This is a genomic window from Actinomadura sp. NPDC000600, from assembly GCF_040492135.1.
In the GTDB taxonomy this organism is placed as follows: Bacteria; Actinomycetota; Actinomycetes; order Streptosporangiales; family Streptosporangiaceae; genus Spirillospora.
In genome coordinates, this window is the sequence record NZ_JBEUPD010000008.1 from 223,200 (window position 1) to 245,718 (window position 22,519).

Annotated in this window: 18 protein-coding genes; 7 read left to right on the plus strand and 11 right to left on the minus strand. The window is 74.9% G+C overall.

The features are described 5' to 3' along the window. Positions 1-33 precede the first annotated feature (33 nt). The gene (locus ABWI07_RS14980; RefSeq protein WP_149256969.1) at positions 34-1,938 is read left to right on the plus strand and encodes a TolB-like translocation protein; all 1,905 of its coding nucleotides are present in this window, start codon (positions 34-36) and stop codon (positions 1,936-1,938) included. Positions 1,939-2,029: 91 nt separating this feature from the next. Here ABWI07_RS14980 and ABWI07_RS14985 read toward each other — a convergent pair whose 3' ends face one another. From ABWI07_RS14985 to ABWI07_RS15000, 4 genes are read right to left on the minus strand one after another with little or no spacing between them, the layout of a single operon-like run. Continuing rightward, complete coding sequence (locus tag ABWI07_RS14985; protein ID WP_149256968.1) at positions 2,030-2,893, minus strand: SDR family oxidoreductase; 864 nt, start codon at positions 2,891-2,893, stop codon at positions 2,030-2,032. A 20-nt stretch (positions 2,894-2,913) separates the two neighbouring features. Beyond that, positions 2,914-3,759, minus strand: a complete 846-nt coding sequence (locus ABWI07_RS14990; protein ID WP_353818879.1) for a MaoC/PaaZ C-terminal domain-containing protein — start codon at positions 3,757-3,759, stop codon at positions 2,914-2,916. Between the two features lie 11 nt (positions 3,760-3,770). Next, complete coding sequence (locus ABWI07_RS14995; protein ID WP_353818880.1) at positions 3,771-4,931, minus strand: acyl-CoA dehydrogenase family protein; 1,161 nt, start codon at positions 4,929-4,931, stop codon at positions 3,771-3,773. A gap of 40 nt (positions 4,932-4,971) precedes the next feature. Next, positions 4,972-6,150, minus strand: coding sequence for an acyl-CoA dehydrogenase family protein (locus ABWI07_RS15000; RefSeq protein ID WP_353818881.1), 1,179 nt, complete (start codon positions 6,148-6,150; stop codon positions 4,972-4,974). A gap of 130 nt (positions 6,151-6,280) precedes the next feature. Here ABWI07_RS15000 and ABWI07_RS15005 point away from each other — a divergent pair, with 130 nt between their 5' ends. Beyond that, entirely contained in the window at positions 6,281-7,468 is a 1,188-nt protein-coding gene (locus ABWI07_RS15005) for a lipid-transfer protein (RefSeq protein ID WP_353818882.1), read from the plus strand. Between the two features lie 20 nt (positions 7,469-7,488). Further along, positions 7,489-8,334 (plus strand): SDR family NAD(P)-dependent oxidoreductase, encoded by an 846-nt coding sequence (locus ABWI07_RS15010; RefSeq protein ID WP_149256963.1) that lies wholly within the window; start codon positions 7,489-7,491, stop codon positions 8,332-8,334. Here the strand turns inward: ABWI07_RS15010 and ABWI07_RS15015 are convergent. Further along, positions 8,310-8,975, minus strand: a complete 666-nt coding sequence (locus tag ABWI07_RS15015) for a TetR/AcrR family transcriptional regulator (RefSeq protein ID WP_149256962.1) — start codon at positions 8,973-8,975, stop codon at positions 8,310-8,312. The genes ABWI07_RS15010 and ABWI07_RS15015 overlap by 25 nt on opposite strands. A gap of 81 nt (positions 8,976-9,056) precedes the next feature. Here ABWI07_RS15015 and ABWI07_RS15020 point away from each other — a divergent pair, with 81 nt between their 5' ends. Both ABWI07_RS15020 and ABWI07_RS15025 read left to right on the plus strand, forming a co-directional pair. After that, positions 9,057-9,488: a type II toxin-antitoxin system Rv0910 family toxin gene (locus tag ABWI07_RS15020; RefSeq protein WP_353818883.1), complete on the plus strand. Its 432-nt coding sequence runs from the start codon at positions 9,057-9,059 to the stop codon at positions 9,486-9,488. 81 nt (positions 9,489-9,569) lie between these two features. After that, positions 9,570-11,213: an AMP-binding protein gene (locus tag ABWI07_RS15025; RefSeq protein ID WP_149256960.1), complete on the plus strand. Its 1,644-nt coding sequence runs from the start codon at positions 9,570-9,572 to the stop codon at positions 11,211-11,213. A gap of 13 nt (positions 11,214-11,226) precedes the next feature. On the opposite strand, the gene ABWI07_RS15030 is transcribed toward ABWI07_RS15025, so the two are convergent. Genes ABWI07_RS15030 through ABWI07_RS15045 form a run of 4 tightly spaced genes read right to left on the minus strand, consistent with a single transcriptional unit; the run spans position 11,227 to position 16,312 of the window. Continuing rightward, complete coding sequence (locus ABWI07_RS15030; RefSeq protein WP_353818884.1) at positions 11,227-13,434, minus strand: MMPL family transporter; 2,208 nt, start codon at positions 13,432-13,434, stop codon at positions 11,227-11,229. After that, entirely contained in the window at positions 13,428-14,180 is a 753-nt protein-coding gene (locus ABWI07_RS15035) for an LmeA family phospholipid-binding protein (protein WP_353818885.1), read from the minus strand. Before ABWI07_RS15035 ends, ABWI07_RS15030 begins: the two co-directional genes overlap by 7 nt. A 36-nt stretch (positions 14,181-14,216) precedes the next feature. After that, positions 14,217-15,614 carry a sensor histidine kinase gene (locus ABWI07_RS15040; protein WP_149256957.1) on the minus strand — a complete coding sequence of 466 codons (1,398 nt, stop codon included), beginning with the start codon at positions 15,612-15,614 and terminating at the stop codon, positions 14,217-14,219. Next, complete coding sequence (locus ABWI07_RS15045; protein WP_149256956.1) at positions 15,611-16,312, minus strand: response regulator transcription factor; 702 nt, start codon at positions 16,310-16,312, stop codon at positions 15,611-15,613. The genes ABWI07_RS15040 and ABWI07_RS15045 overlap by 4 nt, the downstream gene beginning before the upstream one ends. 200 nt (positions 16,313-16,512) lie before the next feature. Here ABWI07_RS15045 and ABWI07_RS15050 point away from each other — a divergent pair, with 200 nt between their 5' ends. Beyond that, positions 16,513-16,917: a hypothetical protein gene (locus ABWI07_RS15050; protein WP_149256955.1), complete on the plus strand. Its 405-nt coding sequence runs from the start codon at positions 16,513-16,515 to the stop codon at positions 16,915-16,917. 10 nt (positions 16,918-16,927) lie between these two features. Here ABWI07_RS15050 and ABWI07_RS15055 read toward each other — a convergent pair whose 3' ends face one another. Beyond that, positions 16,928-17,245 carry a hypothetical protein gene (locus ABWI07_RS15055; RefSeq protein ID WP_353818886.1) on the minus strand — a complete coding sequence of 106 codons (318 nt, stop codon included), beginning with the start codon at positions 17,243-17,245 and terminating at the stop codon, positions 16,928-16,930. Between the two features lie 235 nt (positions 17,246-17,480). Further along, positions 17,481-18,869, minus strand: coding sequence for an FAD-binding oxidoreductase (locus ABWI07_RS15060; protein ID WP_353818908.1), 1,389 nt, complete (start codon positions 18,867-18,869; stop codon positions 17,481-17,483). Positions 18,870-19,077: 208 nt separating this feature from the next. On the opposite strand from ABWI07_RS15060, the gene ABWI07_RS15065 reads away from it, so the two are divergent. Further along, on the plus strand, positions 19,078-22,518 hold the full coding sequence (locus ABWI07_RS15065) for an ATP-binding protein (RefSeq protein ID WP_353818887.1): 3,441 nt from the start codon (positions 19,078-19,080) through the stop codon (positions 22,516-22,518). The last annotated feature ends 1 nt before the right edge of the window (position 22,519 follow it).

The window sequence follows — 22,519 nt, forward strand, 5'->3', positions numbered from 1 at the left end:
CCGGTTCCGATCAGCGTCTGGTCGGCTCCCCGCATGAACCGAAGACCTTCTCGTCTCATCCCGGCGGTGGCCGTCCTCGGCGCCGCGACGCTGGCGGCCGGCTGCGCGGAGGGCCCGTCCACGAGTGTTCTCGCCGGGCGCACCCGGACGACCGTGCCGGCCCCGCTCGAACCCATCGAGGTGACGTCCACGGTGAAGATGCCGCCGGGGGTCACGCTCGACTCCGGGCAGGCCAACTCCGTGAAGCTCATCGACCACGGCCGATGGGCCATCGCCAACATCACCTACCAGGGGAAGGCCCAGGTGGGCGCGGTGAAGCTGGACGGCTCCGGCGGTTTCAGCTGCATCAGCTGCGGGGTGCTGGACGGCGCGCGGGAGGCGTCCCCGTTCCCGGACGGCAGGCGCGCGCTCATGTCGGGAGCCGCGGACGGCACCGGCGACATCGACCACCAGGTGGTGGAGTGCACGCCCAGCCTGCACGACTGCCGCAGCCGCACCGTGCTTTCCGTGAAGCTGCCGAGGGACGGGCTCAAGCAGGGGGCGCAGAACAGAGAGCCCCGACTGCACCCGGACGGCAAGCATCTGACATGGACCGAGGTCAGGATGACCGAGGGCCCGGTGATGCTGCTGGGCGGTCTGGAGCGGCGCCCGGACGGGTACACGGTCACACGGCCGCGCGTCCTGAACCCCGCCTACCGCCTGGGCACCGACCCGGCCGGATGGATCGAGGGCGGCCGCTACTACGAGACCGGCGGCGGCTGGCTCGACGGGGGCCGCACGCTGGTCTACCGGGCGACCGGCACCGCGCTGAACTACGACATCTGGGAGCTGGACCTCGCGACGGGCGCCCGCCGCAAGATCACTGAGGATCTCGACTACAACGAGATCTACGAAGGCTCTCCCGACGGCGGCAGCAGCGCCTACGCCTCCGCCCGGGGCCTGGACCGCATGGACGCCTTCACCGCCTTCCAGCGGCCGACATTCCTGGACACCACCGCGTTCGCCCAGATCGGGCGGGCCGCGCTGTGGAACAACCGCCGCTGCATGAACGAGCGCTGGCTGATGGACCGCGAGGGCCAGCGGGACGGCTACGGCGGGCAGCCCGTCGTCCTGCGGGACGGCTGGGTGATCCGCGGCTGGGACTGGTTCCCCGACGGCACCCGGGCCGTCGTCACCGAGGAGCCGTTCACCCCGACGGCGGGCGGCGGGAGCCCCGGCGACGTCCGGATGGAGATCATCCGGTTCCCGTCCCGGCGCCCCACCGCGCCGAAGCCGGCCGTCGACCTCGACACGGTCGACTACGCGCGCTGGTCGGTGCCGTACGGGGACTACCGGGGCCTTGCCTCCCGGCAGGTGCACGGGAAGAAGGCCAAGGGGCGCCGCTCCGGCACCGCGACGTTCGACTTCACGGGGACGTTCATGGCCGGGCGCTGGTCGGTGCGCTACGACCGGTACTCCGACGACGGCCGGACGTTCGTCACCGGGACCGAGTCGCTGACCACCCCGAGCCCGACGCTCGTCGGGACGTGGGCCGCCGACCTGAAGGCCACCGGCGAGCACCCCGGGTACCTGCGCGGCAGGTTCACGGTCTACAAGCCAGCCAAGTTCCGGGGAACGGTCGAGAGCGAGGTGGACGGTGTGCGCCGCAGCGGACTGCCGACCCAGGCCGACTGCCCGGGGGTGAAGCAGCCGCCGCTGGAGGTCGCCCCGGTGTCGGCGGGCGCGAAGGGGATCGTCGTCCGGGTCACCGCGCGAGTCCCCGAGGATCCGCAGGCCCGCCCGGTGACCGGCGCCACGGTCACCGCCGGGGGCATGCGGGCCGTGACCGGCGATGACGGCATCGCCCGGCTGCGCGTTCCGGCGGCCGGGCCCGGCGGAGTCCGCGTCGCGGCCGCGGCCGGCGGGTTCCGGTCGGCGTCGACTGTCGTGCACGGCTGAACGAGGGCCGGACGGGGCGAGTGGCGCGTTCTCGCCCCGTCCGGGGTCCTTGGCGGCGGTGACCGCCGAACGCCCTCGGAAGGGCGGGGGATCAGCCGAGCGTCTGCCGCACCAGATCGATGGTCCACGGGCCGTCGGTGGTGTGCTGCTCGCCGAGCTGCCAGTTGACCGCGGGCGCGATCATCCCGCCCTGGACGGCGAACAGCTGCCCGGTGAGGGGGCAGTCCGCGGCGGCCAGGTAGGCGACGAGGGGGGAGACGTTGGCCGGGTCGAAGGCGTCGAATCCCTCGTCGGGCGCGGCCATCAGGGCGGCCGTGCCGGGTGAGGCGGTGGTCAGCCGGGTGCGGGCGACGGGGGCGATGGCGTTGACCCGGACCCCGTAGCGGCCGAGTTCGGCGGCGGCGACCAGGGTCAGCGCGGCGATCCCGGCCTTGGCGGCGCCGTAGTTGGCCTGGCCCGGGTTGGGCAGGAAGGTGCCCGAGCCCGAGGCCGTGTTGACGACGGCGGCGTTCACCGCCTCACCCGCCTTGGAACGGGCCTTCCAGTGCTCGGCGGCGTGCCGGAGCACCCCGAAGTGGCCCTTGAGGTGGACGCGGATGACGCTGTCCCATTCCTCCTCGCTGAGCTGGGCGATGAAGCGGTCCCGCAGGATGCCGGCGTTGTTGACGACGACGTCCAGGGCGCCGAAGGCGTCGACGGCCTGCCGGACGAGGGCGGCCGCGCCGTCCCAGGTCGCGACGTCGTCGGTGTTCGCGACGGCCTGGCCGCCGGCGGCGTTGATCTCCTCGGCGACCTGCTTGGCCGGGCCGAGGTCGGACCCGCTGCCGTCGCCGGTGCCGCCGAGGTCGTTGACGACGACCCGGGCGCCCTCGCGCGCGAACAGCAGCGCGTGCTCGCGGCCGATGCCGCGGCCGGCGCCGGTGATGACGGCGACGCGGCCGTCCAGTGCTCCCATGGTTGGTGTCCCTTCCGGTGTCAGGAGATCTCGGCGAGGCCGTCCTTGATGACGACGTCGCCGGAGCTGGAGGTGGTCTGGAACGCGAACGTCCCGGGGGCGGTCTCGTGGAGGGTGGTGGTGATGTCCTGGCCCGGCAGGACCGGCTTGGAGAAGCGGACCGCCAGCCGCCGCAGCCGCGTGGGATCGCCGCCCGCCGCGGCGGCCACGACCGCGCGCGAGGTGAACGCCATGGTGCACAGGCCGTGCGCGATGATGCCGGGCAGGCCGGAGGCCTTGGCGACCTCCTCGTCCAGGTGGATGGGCATCGGGTCGCCGGACGCCTCGGCGTAGCGGAACGTCTGGTCGTCGTCGATGTGCTGGGTGACCTCGGCGAACGGCTTCTCACCGGTCAGGGCGGGCGGGAATCCGTGCGGGGGCGCCATCACCCCGGCCGACTCGGCGGCGGTGAAGCCGCGGAAGAACGACGTCATCCACTGCTGGTTGACCGGTTCCCCGTCCGAGGTGCGGGTCTCCACCTTGATCGACACGGTGGTGCCGGACGGCTTGGCGGCGTACCCGGTCGGCTGTGCGCGCGACACCAGGGTCATGCCGGGGACGATCGGCCGGTGGAAGCGCATGTCCTGCTCGCCGTGCACGACGAACGGCAGAAGTTCGCCCGGAGCCACCGCCAGCACGGACGGGATCAGCCCTTGGAAGACCGGCACGATGGCGAACACCGGGGGCGCCAGCTCACCGGAGGCGTGCAGCGGGTGGTCGTCGTTGGTGGCCTCCGCGTAGGCGATGGTCCGCTCCCGCTCGACCTCGAACTCGAACGGCTCGGACCATACGCCGAGCGCCTCGGCGTTGAACTTCGGATCGCTCATGGGTCTCTCCTCTAAAGACGGGCCCCGCCGAGGCGGGCGAGGGCTTCGGGGGACGGTTCGAAGGCGCCGGCGAGCAGGTCGAGGGCCACGCGTTCGGCGGCGAAGCCCTCGCCTCCGTACAGCAGCCGCGACAGCAGCGCCCGCCGGTAGAAGAGGTGGGCGTCGTGCTCCCAGGTGGCGCCGATGCCGCCGTGCACGGCGATGCACGTCCTGGTGGCGTATCCGGCGGCGTGCTCGCCGGCCACGCGGGCGCATCCGGCGGCCCGGGTGAACTCATCGGGGGCGTGCTCGGCGGCGTAGCCGGCGTAGTACAGCAGCGCCCGCACGTTCGCCCCGTACCTGAGGATGTCCACGAGCTGGTGCTTGACGGCCTGGTAGGAGCCGATGGGCCGGCCGAACGCCGACCGGTCCCGGGCGTACCCGACCGCCATCTCCTGCACGGCCTCGCAGACGCCGAGCGCCTCGGCGGCAGTCAGCGCCTGCGCGAGGTCCCAGGCCCGTTCCAGGTCGGACGGCTCGGCCGTCGGCGGCGCCGCCTCCGCGCCGTCCAGGGTGAGATGCCCGAGCGGGCGGGTGGCGTCACCGCGGACCAGCGGCTCGACCTTCACGCCGCCCGCGCCCGCCTCGACGAGCACGGCGGCCACCCCGTCGGGCCTGCGGACGGGCACCACGAGCAGGTCGGCGCCGGGCAGGTCGGGGACGAACGCGACGCGCCCGGTGACGCGGCCGCCGTCGAGTTCCGGCAGTGGCCCGTACGGCCTGGCGGGGTCGCCGGTCTCCACCAGGAACGGCTCGTCGGCGACGGGCGGGCGGGCCGGGACGTACACGGCGCGCCGCCGCCCGGAGGCGAGGGCGGAAAGGTCGGCCCCGGCGGCGTGCAGTACCGACACGGCGGCCAGGTGGCCGACCAGTCCGGTGGCGGCCAGCCGGCGCCCGCACTCGATAAGCACGAGCATGGCGTTCAGCGCGCCGAGTTCGTGGCGGCCGTCCTCGTCGGCGAGCAGCCCGGTCCAGCCGCCGCGCACCGCGACGCCCCAGGCGGGCGCCCGGCCGGCCTCGCCGGGGCCCCCGTCGAGCCCGGCGCGGGCGGCCGCGAGGGTGTCCGTGCGGGCCAGCGCCTCGCGGGCCGCCTCGCACAGCATCTCCTGCTCCTCGGACAGTTCGAAGTTCACGGTCTCTCCCGTTCGGTGGCCGGTGGGGACGCGGGCCGGGTCATGAGGCCAGGTCCTGGAAGGGCACGTCCTTGTCGGCGCGGGGCTCGGCGGGCAGGCCGAGGACGCGTTCGCCGATGGTGTTGCGCAGTACTTCGTGGGTTCCGCCGCCCGAGCGCAGCCCCTGGAGCTCATGCATGAGCCGTCCGGACGGCCCCTCCAGGGACTCCGGCCCCAGCAGCTCGAACTGCAGGAGCAGCCCCTCCATGGCCGCGTCGATCAGAGTGATCTTTCCGAGCCCCGCCTCGGGGCCGGGGACCCTGCCCCGGTCGACGGCGGTGAGCGCCCGGTAGGCGGTGTAGCGGAGCGCGTAGAGGTCGGCGGTCAGCCGTCCGAGGCGGCGCAGCACGTCCGGGCGGCGGACCTCGGCGGTCCCCACCAGCGGCCCGAGGAACGTGTCGGGACCGACGCCGACCTGGTCGATCGCGGTCAGGAGGGTGAAGCGCTCGTACATCAGGCAGGTCATCGCCACCGACCAGCCGGCGCCGACCTCGCCCACCACCGCGTCCGCGCCGAGCGCCACCCCGTCGAGGAAGACCTCGTTGAAACCGGCCTCACCGCCGATCTGCCGGAGCGGGCGGACGGCGACGCCGGGCGCGCGCATCGGCACGACGAACATCGTCAGGCCGCGGTGCTTGGGCACGGCGGGGTCCGTGCGGGCCAGCAGCAGCCCGAAGGCGGCGTGCTGGGCGTTGGTCGTCCAGACCTTCTGGCCGTCGAGCCGCCAGCCGCCGTCCCCGGTCCGGGCGGCGCGGGTGCGGACGGCGGCCAGGTCGGAGCCGGCCGCCGGCTCGGAGAACAGCTGGCACCACATCTCCTCGGCGTGCAGCAGCGGCCGCAGGTGCCGCTCCTTCTGCGCGGCCGTGCCGTGCGCGATCAGCGTGGGGCCGAGGTTGCCGACCCCGATCATGTCGAGCACGCCGGGCAGGCCCGCCGCGCCGAGTTCGGCGTTGACGATCGCCTGCTCCATGGGGCCGAGGCCCTGGCCGCCGTACTCGCGCGGCCACATGATCCCCGCGTAGCCGGCCTCGGCCAGCCGCCGCTGCCAGGCCCGGAAGCCCGCGACGTCCGCGACGTGCAGGCCGGGCGCCTCCGCGGGGGCGTGGCGCGCGTTCTCTTGTAGCCAGCCGCGCAGCCGCGCCCGGTAGACCGCCCGTTCGGGGGTGTCGTTGAGGTCCACCTGTCCTCCCTCGGCATTCGTTGGCGAGCAGGATACATACCAAGCTGAACTTAAATACAGTCTTGACTGTTTTTCTTTTGGCGGCCTACTGTCGTCCCGCCGGACAGCGGCAGGGACGCGAGGGAGAGCGATGAGCGTCAGGACATACGTCATCGGCGTCGGCATGACGAAGTTCGAGAAGCCGGGCAGCCGCGACTGGGACTACCCCGACATGGCCCGCGAGGCGGGCACCAAGGCGCTGGCCGATGCCGGCGTCCCCTACGACGAGATCGGCCAGGCGTACGTGGGCTACGTCTACGGCGAGTCGTGCGCCGGGCAGCGCGCCGCCTACGAGCTCGGGCTCACCGGGATCCCGGTGGTGAACGTCAACAACAACTGCGCCACCGGGTCCACCGCCCTGTACCTGGCTCGGCAGGCGGTGCGGCTCGGGGCGGTGGAGTGCGCGCTGGCGCTGGGCTTCGAGAAGATGAAGCGCGGCTCGCTGGCGATGACCTACGACGACCGCGCCCAGCCGACGCTGCGGCACTTCGAGTCGATCGCGACCAAGTACGACTTCACCGGGGCCCCGCCGGCCCCGTGGATGTTCGGCGCCGCCGGGCGCGAGCACATGGAGCGCTACGGGACCACGGCGGAGCAGTTCGCCAAGATCGGCCACAAGAACCACCGGCACTCGGTGAACAACCCGTACGCGCAGTTCCAGGACGAGTACTCGCTGGAGGACGTCCGGAACGCGCCGATGGTCTACGAGCCGCTGACCAAGCTGCAGTGCTCGCCGACCTCCGACGGCGGGGCCGCCGCCGTCATCGCCGGGGAGCGGTTCGTGGACGCCCATGGCCTGTGGGACCGGGCCGTCGAGATCGCCGGCCAGTCGCTGGTCACCGACACCCCGGCCAGCTTCCGCGGCGACGCCATCGACGCGGTCGGCCACCAGATGACGAAGAAGGCCGCCGACCTCGCCTACGAGCAGGCCGGCGTCGGTCCGCGCGACGTCCAGGTGGTCGAGCTGCACGACTGCTTCTCGACCAACGAGCTGATCACCTACGAGGCGCTCGGCCTGTGCGGGGAGGGGGAGGGCGGCGCGCTCGTCGACTCCGGCGACAACACCTACGGCGGACGGTACGTCGTCAACCCGTCCGGCGGCCTGATCTCCAAGGGGCACCCGCTCGGCGCCACCGGGCTGGCCCAGTGCGCCGAGCTGACCTGGCAGCTGCGCGGCGAGGCGGGCAAGCGCCAGGTCGAGGGAGCCACCGCGGCGCTCCAGCACAACATCGGCATCGGCGGCGCGGCCGTCGTCACCCTCTACCGGCCGGCCGGCTGAGCGGCCCGGCGGTAGGCGTGATGGCGATGCCGGAGCAGTCGCTGGTGGCCGTCACCGGCGGCGCCCGCGGGATCGGCCGGGCGACGGCGGCGGCGTTCGCCGCCGCCGGAGCCCCGGTGGCGATCGGGGACCTGGACGGCGCGCTGGCCGAGCGCACGGCCGACGAGCTGGGCGGCCGGGCCGTCGGGCTCCGCCTCGACGCCGCCGACCCGGACTCCTTCGCGCGTTTCCTGGCGGCGGCCGAGGAGCGGACCGGGCGGCGGCTGCGGGTGCTGGTCAACAACGCGGGGATCATGACCACCGGCCGCTTCCTGGACGAGGCCGACGCGACCGCCGACCGGATGGTCGACGTCAACCTGCGCGCGGTCCTCATCGGCTCGCGGCTGGCCGCCCGGCGGCTCGTCCCCGCCGGGCGGGGGCACATCGTCAACGTCTCCTCGATGGCGGGCAGCGCCGGCTTCCCCGGCCTGGTCACCTACTGCGCGACCAAGTACGGCGTGCTCGGGCTGTCGGAGGCGCTGCGGGCGGAGCTGCACGGCACGGGGGTGGGCGTCACCGTGGTGCGCCCCGCCGTCGTGCGCACCGAGCTGTCGGCCGGGGTGGCGGTGCCCCGGGGGATGCGGCGCCTGGCCACCGTTGAGCCCGAGGACGTCGCGCGGGCGATCGTGGCGGCGGTGAGCCGGAACGCCCCGGACGTCTGGGTGCCCGCCGCGTTCGGGGGGCTGATGCGCCTGACGCTGGCCTGCCCCCGCCCGCTGCGGACTCCGCTCGCCCGCGCCGCCGGGCTGGGCCGGTTCGCCATCGGCGCCGACCCGGCGGCGCGCGCCGCCTACGACCGCCGCTACGGGGACGGGGGCTCCGGATGACCGGCGTCCCCAGCCCACCGGTCGGTGATCAGGCGGAGCCGCTCCTTGGCATGGGCCCAGCGCGCGGCGGCCCGCTCCGGCGGGCCCGGGTTGACGAAGTCCAGCATCCGCAGGCCGCGGATCGCGTCGAGGACGAGGTAGAGGTCGCCGCGGAACCCGGGGTCGGCGGCGTCGCGGCCCAGCATGCCGCCCAGCTCGGCGACGCTGTCGAGGACCATGCGCTCCAGCGCGGAGACGTGCTCGCGCAGGTCCGGGTCGGTGCGGGCGGCGTTCCACAGCTCCATGGACGCCTCGAACAGCGCCCCCTGATGGGCCTCCCACAGGACGTCCAGGAGTTCGCCCGCCCAGTCGTCGCCGCCGGGCAGCCGGCCCGCGCCCCGCCGCTCCCGCAGCTGCTCGGTCCGCTTGGCCGCCAGATGCCGGACGGCGCCGATGACGAGGTCGTTCTTGGTCGGGAAGTGGTGGACCTGGGCGCCTCGCGAGACGCCGGCCCGCTCCACCACCCGGGTCGTGGTGGTGCCGTGGTAGCCGTACTCGACCAGGCAGTCGACCGTCGCGTCCAGCAGCGCCCGGCGCGTGGCGGCGGTGCGCTCCTCCTGGGTGCGGTGGGTGCGGGCGGGTCTTCCGGTCGGCGCGGGCATGCGCCGGAGTCTAACCCAGAAACAAACAGGCCGAACTGAATGTAACAGCGGGCGGCGCCGCCGCCCTGGAAGGAGAGCACGATGCCGAAGGCGACCATCAGCGCCGACCTCGCCCCCGCCCCCGAGCGGATCTGGGAGGTGCTCGCGGAGCTGCCCCGCATGCCCGAGTGGTTCGCGATGCACGAGAAGTTCGTCACCGAGCCGCCCGCGGCGGCGAGCGCCGGGGCCGCCTTCAAGCAGGGCGTGAAGATCATGGGCATGCCCGGCGACGTCGAGTGGACGGTCGAGACGGCCGACGCGCCGAACCGGCTGGAGATGTCGGGCAAGGGACCGATGGGCATCACCCTGCGGACCGCCTTCACCGTCGAGGCGTCCGGCACCGGGTCGACCGTCACCTGCGATATGGAGTTCAGCGGCGGCATGCTCGCGGGCCCCCTCGGGATGTCGGTCCAGAAGGAGGCCGCCAAGAACACCGAGGAGTCGCTGGCCAAGCTCGGCGCTCTCGCCGCGTGACCCTGGGGCGCCGCGGGCGTGCCCCGCGGCGCCCCCCGCACCGCTGGACGCCCCCCGCCGCTTGGAGAGGAGACGGACGCGATGCTCGGCATCTCCGCCGCACTGGACGGCGCGCACGCCCTCCGGGTACTGCACCGGGCCGGAATGATCAGCCTGCCGGCGCTCGGCGGGCTGCCCGCCGCCTGGCGGGACGTGCGCCGCTGGGGGCCGGTCGCCGGGGCGATCCGCATCGCCGCGGCTCGCACCCCGCACCGGACCGGACTGGTCGACGACCTCGGGCCGCTGACGTTCGCCGACCTCGACCGGCGCTCCGACCTGCTGGCGGGCGCCTGGACGGACCTGGGGATCGGTCCCCGCGACGTGGTCGGCGTGCTGTGCCGCGACCACCGGGGGCTGGTGGACGCGGCCCTGGCCGCCGCGAAGCTGGGCGCCCGGCTGGTACTGGTCAACACGGGGCTCGCCGGACCGCAGGTCGCCCAGGTCGCGAAGGGCGAAGGGCTGACGGTCCTCGTCCACGACGACGAGTTCGGCACCGCCGCCGCGTCCGTCCCGCCGTCCGTCCGCCGCTTCACGGCCTGGACGGACGGAGAGCGGGGAACCGGCGGGCGGCAGGCGCCTCCCGCACTGGAGTCGTTGATCGCCCAGGCTCCCGCACGGACGCTGCGCCCGCCCGCCCGGACCGGCGGCGTCGTCCTGCTGACCAGCGGCACGACCGGCGCTCCGAAGGGCGCGCCGCGCCGGGTCGGCTCGCCGCTGGTGATCGCGCAGCTGCTCGACCGCGTGCCGCTGCGCGTAGGCGAGTCGACCCTCATCGCGGCCCCGCTCTTCCACGGCACCGGGTTCGCGCACCTGATGGTCGCGTTCGCCTTCGGGTCCACCGCCGTCGTCAGCCGCCGCTTCGACGCCGAGGCCGCCCTCCGCGCCCTGGAGCGGCACCGGTGCAGCGCCGTGATCCTGGTGCCGACCATGCTGCGGCGCATCCTCGACCTCGGCCCGGATCCGCGGTCCAGGCACGACCTGTCCGCGCTGCGGATCGTGTTCGTGGCCGGCTCGGCGCTGCCGCCGGATTTGGGCGACCGGGCGATGGCGGCGTTCGGCGAGGTCCTCTACAACCTGTACGGCTCGACCGAGGTCGCCGTCGCCACCGTGGCGACCCCGGCCGACTGGCGGGCCGCCCCGGGGACCGTCGGCCGCCCGCCGCACGGATGCCGGGTCCGGCTGTACGGCGAGCGGGGGCCGGTCGCCCGCCCGGGGGAGCGCGGCCGGATCTTCGTGGGCAGCGGCCTCGGCTTCGCCGGCTACACCGACGGCCGGAGCCGGGAGACGCGCGACGGGCTGCTCGACACCGGGGACGTCGGCCACTTCGACGCCGCCGGGCGGCTGTTCGTGGACGGCCGCGCCGACGACATGATCGTCTCGGGCGGGGAGAACGTCTACCCCGGTGAGGTCGAGGACCTGCTCGCCGCGCACCCCGGCATCGTGGAGGCCGCCGTCGTCGGCGTCCCCGACGCCGAGTTCGGGCAGCGGCTGCGCGCCTACGTGGTGCCCCGCGACGGCGCCGGGCTGACCGGCGCGGACGTGCGCGCCCACGTCAAGGCCAACCTGGCCCGCCACAAGGTGCCCCGGGACGTGCTTCTCGTCGCCGGACTGCCCCGCAACGCCACCGGCAAGCTGCTGCGCCACCGCCTCCCCGGCCTGCCCGGTGAGGCGGGGGAGAGGCGGTGACGGGCCGGACCGCTCAGGGCAGGCCGGCGGTCCGGGGACGGTCGCCTGACTCGCGCCGCCCCGCCGCCGGCGGCGGGGCGTCCGCCACGGGCGGGGGCGGGGCATGGGAGCCGATGCCGGATTGCGGGAGCACCCGGTCCAGCCACCCGGGCAGCCACCAGTTGGCGCGGCCCAGCAGGACCATGGCCGAGGGCACCAGGAGCCCGCGCACCACTGTGGCGTCCACGGCCACCGCGACGGCCATGCCCAGCCCGAACATCTTGATCACCGGGTCGTGGTGCGGCAGGAACCCGGCGAACACGCCGACCATGATGAGCGCCGCCGCGCTGATGATCCGGCCGGTGGCGGCCAGCCCGCCGGAGACCGCGCGGCGGTCGTCCCCGTGCCGCAGCCACTCCTCCCGGACGGCCGTCAGCAGGAACACCTCGTAGTCCATCGACAGGCCGAAGAGCACCGCGAACAGCATCATCGGGACGTAGCCCTCGATGGGCACCGGCCCGTCCAGGCCGAGCAGCTCCACCCCCCAGCCCCAGGTGAAGACGGCGGTCAGCGCTCCGTAGGCGGCGCCGATCGAGATCAGGTTCATCACGGCGGCCTTGACCGCCACGACCGGGGCGCGGAAGGCCGGCAGCAGCACCGCCGCGCACAGCGCCAGCACGACCCCGATGATCAGCGGCATCCGGGAGCCGGCCCGGTCGGCGAGGTCGGCGTGCGCGGCGACCGGCCCGCCCACATGGACCTCGGCGCCCGCGGCGGGCAGCGCCCTGATCCTCCGGACGAGATCGGCCGTCGCCGGGTCGGCGGGCGCCGTGTCCGGGGTGATGCGAAGGACCGCCGCCGTCCCGTCCGCGCCGAGCCTCGGCGCGGAGACCGCGGCGACCCCCGCGGTGCGGCGGATCGAGTCGGCGAGCCCGGTGATCCTGGCGTCGTCCGGGCCGGCGGCCTTGGTGGCGGGCACCGCGACCACGGTGAGCGGTCCGTTGGAGCCCGGCCCGAAGCCCTCCGCCATCAGCTCGTAGGAGCGCCGCGGCGCGCTGCCGGCCGGGTCGGAGCCCGCGTCGACCTGGCCCAGCGTCATGGCGGTGACCGGCGCGGTCAGGACGGCCAGCAGGGCCGCCGCGCCGATCAGCACCCGCCAGGGGCGCGCGGTCACCCGTCCGCCGAGCCGCTCCCACACCGCCGACGGCGCGTGCGAGCCGCCCCGCCCGCGGCGCACCCGCAGCGCGTCGATCCGCCCGCCCAGCACCCGCAGCACCGCCGGCAGCAGCGTCACCGCGACGGCCACGGCGACGGCCACGACGAGCGCCGACGTCCACGCCAGGGTGCGCAGCACCGGCACGCCGCCGAGCAGCAGCCCGCTGAGCGCGATCACCACGGTGGCCCCGGCGAAGACCACCGACGCGCCGGAGGAGGTGACGGCCGCGCGCACCGCCTCCGGGACCGCCGATCCCCGCGCGAGCAGTGTCCGGTAGCGGCTGAGCACGAACAGGGAGTAGTCGATGCCGACCCCCAGCCCGATCATCGTGGCGAGGGTGGCCGCGACCGGCGGTATCGCCGTGGCGTGCCCGAGCAGCCCGACGGCCCCGACCCCGCAGACCAGCCCGGCCAGGGCCATCGCGATCGGCAGCCCGGCCGCGACGGCGCCGCCCAGCGCCGCCAGCAGCACCACGACCGCCACCACCAGGCCGCCGGCCTCCCGGGCGGCGCCGCCCGACCGTTCGGCGGCCTCCGCCAGCCGCCCGCCGGGCACCGTCTCGACGCCGGCCGCGTCCAGCGGGGCGGCGGCGTCCTCGATCCGGCGGACCAGGGCGCGGTCCACGTCGCGGGCCCGCACGTCGAGCGCGATGGTCAGGTAGCCGGTGCGGCCGTCGGCGGAGACGGTGCCGGCCTGCCGCGAGGCCGGGGTCGCCTTCCGCACGTGCGGGACGGCCTCGATCCGCTCGGCGGCCCGCGCCATCGCGTCGCGGCGGGCGGGGTCCTCCAGCGTTCCGGCGGCGGCGTGCAGCACCAGCGTCCCGGACGCGTCGTCGGCCTCGCCCGGGAAGGCCTTCGCCTGGACGTCGGCCGCCCGCTGGGCGTCGCTGCCGGGAAGGGACAGGGAGTTCTCGGTGGGCCGCCCGAAGACCAGCACGGCCGCCGCGACGGCCCCGATCAGGACGAGCCAGACGGCGATCACCGTCCAGGGGCGGCGGGCGCACATCGCGGCCACGAGCCTCAGCACGCGCGGCCCTCCTTGCCCTTCCCGCCGGCGGTGAGGCTGACGTCGTCGGCGGTCATGCCGATCCGCACCCCGTCACCGGTCACCTCGGCCGAGGAGTAGCGCAGCCCGGCCGGCAGCTCCGGCAGCTCCCGGCCCAGGTCGGGCTGCTTGGGCAGGCGCTTCATGAGCTGCTCGGCGGGCACCAGGCGGCCGAGCACCTTGACGTAGCGGGGCCGGAAGTCCAGGCTGCGGCCGCTCAGGCTCGGCTCTGCGAGCACGGTGACCGGCAGCTCCATGCCCGCCCGCGCGACCCGCGTCTCGACCGCCAGCATGCCGTTGTCGTAGCCGAGCCCCTGGACGCGGGGCGCGTCGCCGTCCCCGCCCTTGCCGGCCAGCATGGAGTTCAGCGACGAGAAGGAGACGACCGCGTCGGCGGTGACCCGCTCGACGGCGGCCTTGCCGCCCGACGCCTGGCGCACTCCGCGCAGGCGGGCGTCCAGGCTGCTGACGGTCAGCTCGCCGCGCCGGACGTTCCGCGCGGATATCCGGACGTCGTCGAGATGGCCGGAGAGCCCCTGCGGCAGGAACGGGAAGCCGCCGAGCACGACCTGCGGCCGGTCGGAGGTGTGCAGGTAGCAGCCGGCCCGGCCGGCCAGCCGGTCCGCGGCCCGGTCGGCGGCGAGCCGGTCGGCGGTGCACGCCAGGGCCAGCGGCAGGACGGCGACGGCCGCCACGACGGCCGTCCGGCGAGAGGGTCTGGGAATCATGGCCCCACCCGACCAGCCGGATCTCAGAGCCCGTCGTCAGGACGATGAGAGATCGTTCAGAGGTCCGTGGGAGGGCAGCCGGACCCGGACCGTGGTGCCCTTTCCGCGGGTGCTCTCGATCCCGGCCGACCCGCCGTGCGACCGGGCGATGGCGGCGACGATCGGCAGCCCGAGACCGCTGCCGGACGCCCCGCCGCGGGCTCCCGCGCCCCGGTAGAAGCGGTCGAACGCCCGCGCCACCGCCTCCGGCGGCATGCCCGGCCCCTCGTCGGACACCTCGACCACCGCCGTCCCGGCCTCCGCCAGCACCCGCACCGTCACGGGCGTCCCCGGCGGAGTGTGGGCGCGGGCGTTGCCGAGCAGGTTGGCCAGCACCTGCCGCAGCGCGTCCTCGTCGCCGGTGATCTCGCAGGACTCCGGCGCGCGCAGCGTGATCGGCCGGTCGGGCTCGACGGCGAGGGCGTCGGAGACGGAGTCGGCGGCGACCGCCGCGAGGTCCACCGGCCCGGGGCGCGGGATCGGCTCCTGGTCCAGCCGGGCCAGGTACAGCAGATCGTCGACGATCTTGGACATCCGGGCGGCCTCGTCGTCGGCGCGCCGCACCGCGTCCGGCCGGTCGGCCAGCGTCACCACGCCGTGCCGCAGCATCTGCAGGTAGCCGCGCACCGAGGTCAGCGGGGTGCGCAGCTCGTGGGAGGCGTCGGCGACGAACTCCCGCAGCCGCTCCTCCGAGCGGGCGCGGGCCTCGATCGCGGTCTGGATGCGCGCCAGCATGCCGTTCACCGCGATCGACAGCCGCCCGGCCTCGGTGCGCGGCGAGGAGACCGGCACCCGGCGATCCAGGTCGCCGTCGGCGATCGCGCCCGCGGTCTCGGTGATCGTCTCCAGTGGCCGCAGCCCGCGACGGATGACCAGCCGGGCCGCGCCGGCCAGCAGCGCCAGCACCGCCAGCCCGGCCAGCGCCTCGATCAGCAGCAGCCGCCGCACGGTCTCCCCGACCGGCCGCAGCGGCAGGCCGATGACCGCCGTGGCGCGGCCGTTCGGCGTCGTGAAGGACACCACGCGGAACCGGCCCGCGCGCCCGGCGTCGACGTCGGCCGGGGCGGAGGTGCCGGCGGCCGGGGCCGGAGGCGCCCGTTCGCTCAGCACCCCGGGGGCCAGCTCGGGCGGCCCCCCGATCCCGCTGATCGTGCCGTTCTCGCGGCGGATCTCCACGACGTACTCGGTGGGCGCCACCGCCGTGCGCAGTTCGTCGCGGGACCCGTACCGGACCACCGCGTTCTGCCGGGCCACGATCGCGGCCGCGCGCAACTGGCCGTCGACCCTGCCGACCAGGTACGAGCGCAGCGCCAGCGTGCTGGTGGCCCCCGCGACCACCAGCGCGCCGGCGGTGAGCACGACGATCCCGATCAGCAGCCGCGTCCGCAGCGTCACCTGCCGCCCGCCCCGCCCTCGCGCAGGACGTACCCGAACCCACGCTGCGTGTGGATCAGCGGCGGGCCCAGCGGATCGAGCTTCTTGCGGAGGTAGCCGACGTAGGTGTCGACGACGTTGGAGGTGCCGCCGAAGTCGTAGTCCCAGACCGCGTCGAGGATCTGGGCGCGCGACAGCACCCGCCCCGGGTTGCCCATGAGGTAGCGCAGCAGCTTGAACTCGGTCGGGGACAGGCGGACCTGGGCGCCGCCGCGGCGCACCTCGCACAGGTCCTCGTCCAGCTCCACGTCGGCCACTTTCAGGACGGCCCCGGGAGGCGAGTCCTCGGGGGCGACCCGCCGCAGCACGGCCCGCACGCGCGCGAGCAGCTCGTCCAGCGCGAACGGCTTCGTCACGTAGTCGTCGCCGCCGTAGGTCAGCCCTGACACCTTGTCGGCCCGGCCGTCGCGCGCGGTCAGGAAGACGATCCCGAACCGGTGGCCCCGGCCGCGCAGCGTCCGGCACACCTCCAGGCCGTCGATGTCGGGCAGCATCAGGTCCAGCACGATGAGGTGGGGGTGCTCGGCCTCCGCCCGTTCGATGGCCCCGGCGCCCGTGGACGCGGTGGTCACCTCGAACCCGTGGAAGGCCAGCGCGGTCGCCAGGACGTCCGCGATGTTCGGTTCGTCGTCGACGACGAGAATCTTCTGACCAGGCATGACGCGCCCATCAAAGCACGTTTCGATGAGAGAACCCTGTGAGCGCCGGCCGCTCCCGGTCCCGAGCGCGGCCCGGCCGAGCGCCGCGGATATGCGTAATCGCATCTTTCGGGCGAATTGCGAGCAATTTGACCGCGACTTTCTCTTTGAAGATCGCGACATGATTGACCCGCGGCCGGACCCGGTTCTACATTGGCCCCATGAGGCGAGCATTGCTAGTAACGGGGGTCGCGGCTCTGACTCTCGCGGGGGCGGCCAATGCAGCCGACGCGGAAGTCCACGCGTCTCCGGAAGCCGCAACGGCGCATTCGATCCCGGTCGCCGGTAACGACGCCCAAGAGGTCAAGTGCTACGTCCACTCGGACAAGAGGCGCGGCTACACGTTCCGCGTCCGCAAGGCGCCCAGAACCAGTGCCGGCGTTATCGTCCAGTATCATGGCAAAAAGCTTATCGGCTGGAAGCACGGGGCCAATTGCCCGCAGGTCGAGGGGGGCACCTACCGGTGCTCGGCCGGGGAGCCCAAGGACAACCAGTGGCTGGTGGTCAACTACAAGGGCCGCAAGGGCTACGTCGCCGCCGCCTGCACGGGCGGCATAGGCGCCTGAACACGGGAGGTCAGGGGCCTTCGCGGCGGAGGACGAAGGACTCCTCCGGATCGCCGTCGTCGGTTCCGGCACCTACCGAACCGACCGCCCACAGAGTGCTCGTCCCGGGCACGGGGGCGAGGTCGGACCGGTTGACGCGATTGAGGTCGTCCTCCGCGGAGGCGTCGGTCATCAACTGCGGGCCGTATTCGCGAGTCCATGCTTTCCCGTCGTGGTGCAGGAAAAGCATCTGGTTCCTGTGGTCGAGGTCGACTCCGCTGACCCACACGTCGTTCCGGTCCTTGCCGACGGCCGCGACTCCGTGGAGTTCGCCGATTCTGAGCGGCACCTGAACCCGGGACCATGCCGAGCCGTCCCAGTGCATTACCAAAGGACGCTCGCAGTCGTCCCCGTAGCAGTGGAGGAATACCTCCGGCGATCATGGCGCTCAACCGTACAGCAGCCCCCGGTAGCCCGAACGGCGCTCGACGACGCGCGCTCCGCCCGCGCCGAGAGGCGTTCTGCACGGGCGGGCACTGCGTCCTGGAGGAGCCGGGCGGCTCCTCCAGGACGATCGCCGCTCGTTAACCGAGGGCGGAGTCCGGGACGCCGAGGGAGTGGCCGAACCTGAACATCCCGGTCGGGTCGTAGACGGCCTTCAGCTCCGTGAGGCGCCGGTGGACGTCGGCCGCCCAGACGGTCGCGACCTGCTCGGGGGCCGTGGCCGCGCCCTGGAAGTTGAGGAGCGCGCCGCCGGTCGTCCACGGGCGGACGGCGTCGATGACGCGTTCGCCGAGCGGCCGCACCAGGGCCGCCATGTCCTGCGGGGGCGGCGGGGCGAGCACGAGCAGCGAGTACGCCGCCCCCCGCCCGCCGACCGCGTTGGGGACGCGCGGCGCGCGGGCCACCGCGCCGCCGAGGTGGCGCACCTCGACCATGTGGGGCGGGAACTCGGCGCCCGGTCCGGCCGCCTCCAGCAGCGCCTGGACCGCCTCCACGGTCAGCTCGCGGAACAGCGCGCCCCGCTCCCACACGGGCATCGGGTCGGTCGGGTCGTTGTGGATGGAGCCGATGGCCGTGTACGGCATCACGGCGACCGTGTCGATGATCGCCGGGGCGACCGACCGCATCGGCGCGAGCAGCCGCTCGCCCTCGGCCTGGTCGCCGACGTGGGCGACGCGCAGGTGGACGACGAACCGGCCGCGCAGCGGCGGCGGCAGCTCGTCCACGGGCGGCAGCCGGAGCAGCGCGACGGACGTGGTGGTCGACTCGGGCAGGTCGCGGGACCACTCGCGGTAGGCGTGCAGGACCCACGACGCGTCCTCGCCGGCGTAGAAGATCCCCCCGCCGTACAGGCTCGCGACCGGGAAGAGGTCGATGGTCATGGCGGTGACGACGCCGAAGTCGCCCTTGCCGCCGCGCAGGGCCCAGAACAGGTCCGGCTCGGTGTCCGCGTCCGCGATCCGCTTGCGGCCGTCGGCGGTCACCACCTCCAGGGACCGGACGTGGTCGGCGGCGAAGCCGTAGGTCCGCGCGATCGGTCCCAGGCCGCCGCCGAGCGTGTAGCCGACGGCGCCGACGGCGGGCGCCGAGCCGCAGAGCGGGGCGAGCCCGAACGGCGCGGCGGCCTCGATCACCTCGCCCCAGGTGGCGCCCGCCTCGACCCGGGCGGTCCCGGCGGCCGAGTCGACGGCGACGGCGCGCATGCGGCTGGTGTTGACGACGAGCGCCCCCTCCACGGGGGCGACCGAGCCGTGCCCGGTGGCGTGGACGGCGACGGGCAGCCCGTACCGCCGGGCGAACCCGACGGCCGCCGCCACGTCGGCCGCGCCCGTCGCGCCGACGACGACGGCGGGGCGGTGCCGGACCGTCAGGTTGAACGGCGCGACCTCCCGGTCGAGGCCGGGGTGGCCGGGGGTGAGGACCGGGCCGAAGACCTGCTCGCGAAGGCCGTCGAGGTCCGGGAGGGACATGGTGGTCACAGTGATCTCTCCTGTTCGGGATCTTCTCGGCGGTGCCGAGCGGCGGGCGGCGCATCTGTTCTCGCAGGCGGCACTTGGGGCACCCTTTCGGGTGGGTTACATTTGGCCTGTTCGGTGCGGTTTAGGCCGGACACAAGCCGTCCTTAAGCGGCGGCCGGGCGGCCGGCGGAGGGGACACGGGGCACCACGGCGGGGGCGGGTGGAAGGCGATTTCGAGCGGGGGGCCGGCGCTGCCACCGGGCCGCCGCGGTTCCGGGTCCTCGGGCCGCTGGAGGTGACCGACGCGGCGGGCGCGCCCGTCGTCGTGGGATCGGGCAAGCTGCGCGCGCTGCTGACGCTGCTGATCGCGGACGCCAACCGGGTCGTTTCGGTCGACCGGCTGATCGACCGGCTGTGGTCGGGTGAGCCCCCGGCCTCCGCGGTCGGGACGCTCCAGGTCTACGTCTCCCAGGCGCGGCGGCTGCTCGACCCGTCCCGCAAGGCCCGCGCGGGCACGGGCGCGATCGTGACCCGTCCGCCCGGGTATCTGCTGAGCGCGGCGGACGGCGAGGTCGACACCGAACTGTTCGCCGCCCTGGTAGCGGACGGCGAGCGGCTGGTGGAGCGGGCCGCCCACCCCGCCGCACTGGAGGCCGTCGACCGCGCCCTGGCGCTGTGGCGCGGCCGTCCCTTCGCCGACGTCACGGAGGACCCCGACCTGGCCGGGCACGCCGAGGCCATGGCGGAGCTGCGGCTCCGCGCGCTCGACTGCAGGGCCGCCGCGCTGCTCGGATGCGGCCGCCCGGACATGGCCGCCGCGGCCGCCGAGGCGCTCGTCCGCGAGGAGCCGCTCCGGGAGCGGTACTGGGCGCGGCTCATGCTCGCCGCCTACCGCGACGGCAGGCAGGCCGACGCGCTCAAGGCGTACCAGGACTGCCGCCGGCTGCTGGACGAGGAACTCGGGCTGGTCCCGGGGCCCGAACTGGCCGACCTGCAGAGCGCGATCCTGCGCCGCGACCCCTCACTCGGCGAGGTCGCCACCGCGGCCCCCGTCCAGAGGGCCGCCTCCGTCCTGGAGGCCGCCTCCGTACTGGAGGCGCGGACCCCGCCGGCCGTCCCGCAGCCCGTGCCGTTCGGAAGCACCGAGCAGACGGCCGGCGCCGACGTCGAGCCGGCGGCGCCGCAGGCCGCGGGTGCCGTGCCGGGGCTCGTCGGACGCGAACGCGAGCTCGCCGAGCTGCGGGCCGGGATCGAGGCGGCCCTCCGGGGCACCGGGACGATGGTGCTGCTCGAAGGCGAGGCGGGGATCGGCAAGACCACGCTCGCCGAGGCCGCCGCGCGGCTCGCCCGCGAGCGGCACATGAACGTGGTGTGGGCGCGGGCGGTCGAGGACCTCGGAGCCCCGCCCTTCTGGCTCTGGGAACAGGTGCTCCAGGAACTGGGCGTGGAACGGCCCGCCTTCGCGGCCGGGGCGGAGGACCGTCCGGCCGGCCTCGCGGGAGGCCGCGCGGCCACCCGGACCCAGGACCTCGCGATCGAGCGCTTCCGCCTGCTGGAGGCCATCGCCCGCGCCGTCGTCGAAGCCGCCCGCACCGGTCCGCTGCTGCTCGTCCTGGACGACCTGCAATGGGCCGACGCGGGATCGCTGCAGGCGCTGCGGCTGCTCATCGGGCGCCTGCGGGGCCTGCCGTGCGGCGTCGTGGCGACGTGCAGGTCCACCGACGCGCTCGACCCGGCGGCGCTGGAGGACACGCTCGCCCTGCTGGGACGCGAGCGCGCCGTCCACCGGCTCCCGCTGTCCGGGCTCTCCGTCACCGAGATCGAGACCCTGCTCGGCGGGCACGGCGAGGGGCTGCCGGACGCGGCGGCGGTGCGGGAGCGCACCGGCGGGAACCCGTTCTTCCTCGCCGAGCTGCTCCGGTTCCACGACGACGCGGACGGGCGCTCCCGGTCGCAGGTGCCCGCCACCGTCCGGGACGTCGTGGAACGCCGGTTCGAGCGGCTGCCCGAGCGCACCCGCGTCCTGGTGCGGCTGGCGGCGCTCGCGGGCGCCGAGATCGACGTCGGGATCCTCGCCCACGCCGTCCGGATGGAACCGGCGCAGGTGGTGACCGCGCTGGAACCGGCGCTGGAGAGCGGGCTGCTCCGGCACGACGAGGAGACGTGGAAGTGGCGGTTCGTCCACGACATCTCCCGGGACGCGCTGGCGGCGCGGCTGGCCCCCGGCGAGCGGACGCAGCTGCACGCGCTCCTCGCCGACGCCATCGAGGCCGTCCACGGAGGAGACGGCCGCCTGGACGACCTGGCGCGGCACCGCTTCCACGCCGCGGGCGGCACCGCGTCCGAGCCCGCCTTCCGCACCTGCTCCCGCGCCGCCGACGAGGCCCGCAGGCGGCTCGCCTTCGACCAGGCGGCCCGGCACCGCGAGCGGGCCCTGGCGGTGCTGCCGCCGGGCGGGCGCGGGGAGGACCGCCGCTACCGGACCCTGATCACCCTCGTCGAGGAGCTGCGCCTCTCGGGCGACGTGCGCGGCGCCGACGCGGTGCTGGACGAGGCGGTGGAGATCGCCAGGCGGGCCGGGGACCGGGAGCGGCTCGCCGACGCCGTGTCGATCCTGGGCGGGGTGACGCTGTGGAACTGGCGCGCCTACGGCACCGTCGACCCCGGCTTCGTCGCGCTGCTGCGGGAACTGATCGCCGAGACGCGCGACCCGCGCCGGCGGGCGGAGCTGCTGGGCACCCTGGCCGTCGAGCTGTACTACGGCCCCGAGCGCCCGGAGGGGGAGCGGCTGGCCGAGGAGGCGGTGGAGATCGCCCGGCGGATCGGCGACCCGGTGCTGCGCGGCCGGACGCTGAACAACTACGTCATCGCCTCCTGGGTCCCGGAGCGCGAGCCCGCCAGGATCGCGGCGCTGGAGGAGTCGCTCGCGCTCGCGGGCGCCGGGCTGCCGGCCGACACTGAGGTGATCGCGCGCATGCACCTGCTCTCGGTGCACCTGAAGTTCGGCCGGATCGCCGAGTACGAGGACGGCCTGGAATGGTCCGGGCGCATGGTGCAGAGCCTCGGCATCCCCGAGCTGGAGCTCCAGCACACCTACCAGGAGGCCGGGTACGCGATCTTCCGCGGCGACGGAGACACGGCCCTCGAACTGATCGAGCAGGCGTACCGGCAGCACCGCCGCACCAGCGTGTGGGGCGCGCAGTGGGCCCGCCTCATGCAGCTCACCGTCCTGGACCGGACGAGGGGGCGGGTCCCCGGCCGGCTGGACGAACTCCTCGCCGCGGCGCCGCACGCGGAGAACACGGCGCTGCGCCCCACCGCCGTCCTGGCGCTGCTGGACGCGGGCGAGCGGGAGCGCGCCGAGCGGCTGCTCCGCCGCTGGGGCCTCGACCGGGTGCCCCGCGAGCGGACCTGGGCCTCGGACTTCGAGCACGGCCAGCTCGGGGAGATCGCCGCCGTCCTCGGGACCCCCGACCCGGCGGCCATGTACCGGCTGCTGCACCCGTACCGGGACCGGCTCCAGGTCGTCGGCTCGGCCCTGGCCTGCGCCGGCTCCAACCACGCCGTCCTGGCGAAGCTCGCCGAGCGGCTCGGCCGCCCGGACGCGGCCGCGGAGCACCTCGCGCGCGCCGCCGCCGCGCCGGGCCCCCGGACCCCGTGAC

Excerpts from the sequence above, each read along its gene's own strand:
- ABWI07_RS15035 (WP_353818885.1), bottom strand. The coding sequence starts at position 14,180 with ATGATTCCCAGACCCTCTCGCCGGACGGCCGTCGTGGCGGCCGTCGCC.
- ABWI07_RS15005 (WP_353818882.1), top strand. The coding sequence starts at position 6,281 with ATGAGCGTCAGGACATACGTCATCGGCGTCGGCATGACGAAGTTCGAG.
- ABWI07_RS15045 (WP_149256956.1), bottom strand. The coding sequence starts at position 16,312 with ATGCCTGGTCAGAAGATTCTCGTCGTCGACGACGAACCGAACATCGCG.
- ABWI07_RS15015 (WP_149256962.1), bottom strand. The coding sequence starts at position 8,975 with ATGCCCGCGCCGACCGGAAGACCCGCCCGCACCCACCGCACCCAGGAG.
- ABWI07_RS15050 (WP_149256955.1), top strand. The coding sequence starts at position 16,513 with ATGAGGCGAGCATTGCTAGTAACGGGGGTCGCGGCTCTGACTCTCGCG.
- ABWI07_RS15020 (WP_353818883.1), top strand. The coding sequence starts at position 9,057 with ATGCCGAAGGCGACCATCAGCGCCGACCTCGCCCCCGCCCCCGAGCGG.
- ABWI07_RS14985 (WP_149256968.1), bottom strand. The coding sequence starts at position 2,893 with ATGGGAGCACTGGACGGCCGCGTCGCCGTCATCACCGGCGCCGGCCGC.
- ABWI07_RS15010 (WP_149256963.1), top strand. The coding sequence starts at position 7,489 with ATGGCGATGCCGGAGCAGTCGCTGGTGGCCGTCACCGGCGGCGCCCGC.
- ABWI07_RS15060 (WP_353818908.1), bottom strand. The coding sequence starts at position 18,869 with ATGTCCCTCCCGGACCTCGACGGCCTTCGCGAGCAGGTCTTCGGCCCG.
- ABWI07_RS14980 (WP_149256969.1), top strand. The coding sequence starts at position 34 with ATGAACCGAAGACCTTCTCGTCTCATCCCGGCGGTGGCCGTCCTCGGC.
- ABWI07_RS15025 (WP_149256960.1), top strand. The coding sequence starts at position 9,570 with ATGCTCGGCATCTCCGCCGCACTGGACGGCGCGCACGCCCTCCGGGTA.
- ABWI07_RS14990 (WP_353818879.1), bottom strand. The coding sequence starts at position 3,759 with ATGAGCGATCCGAAGTTCAACGCCGAGGCGCTCGGCGTATGGTCCGAG.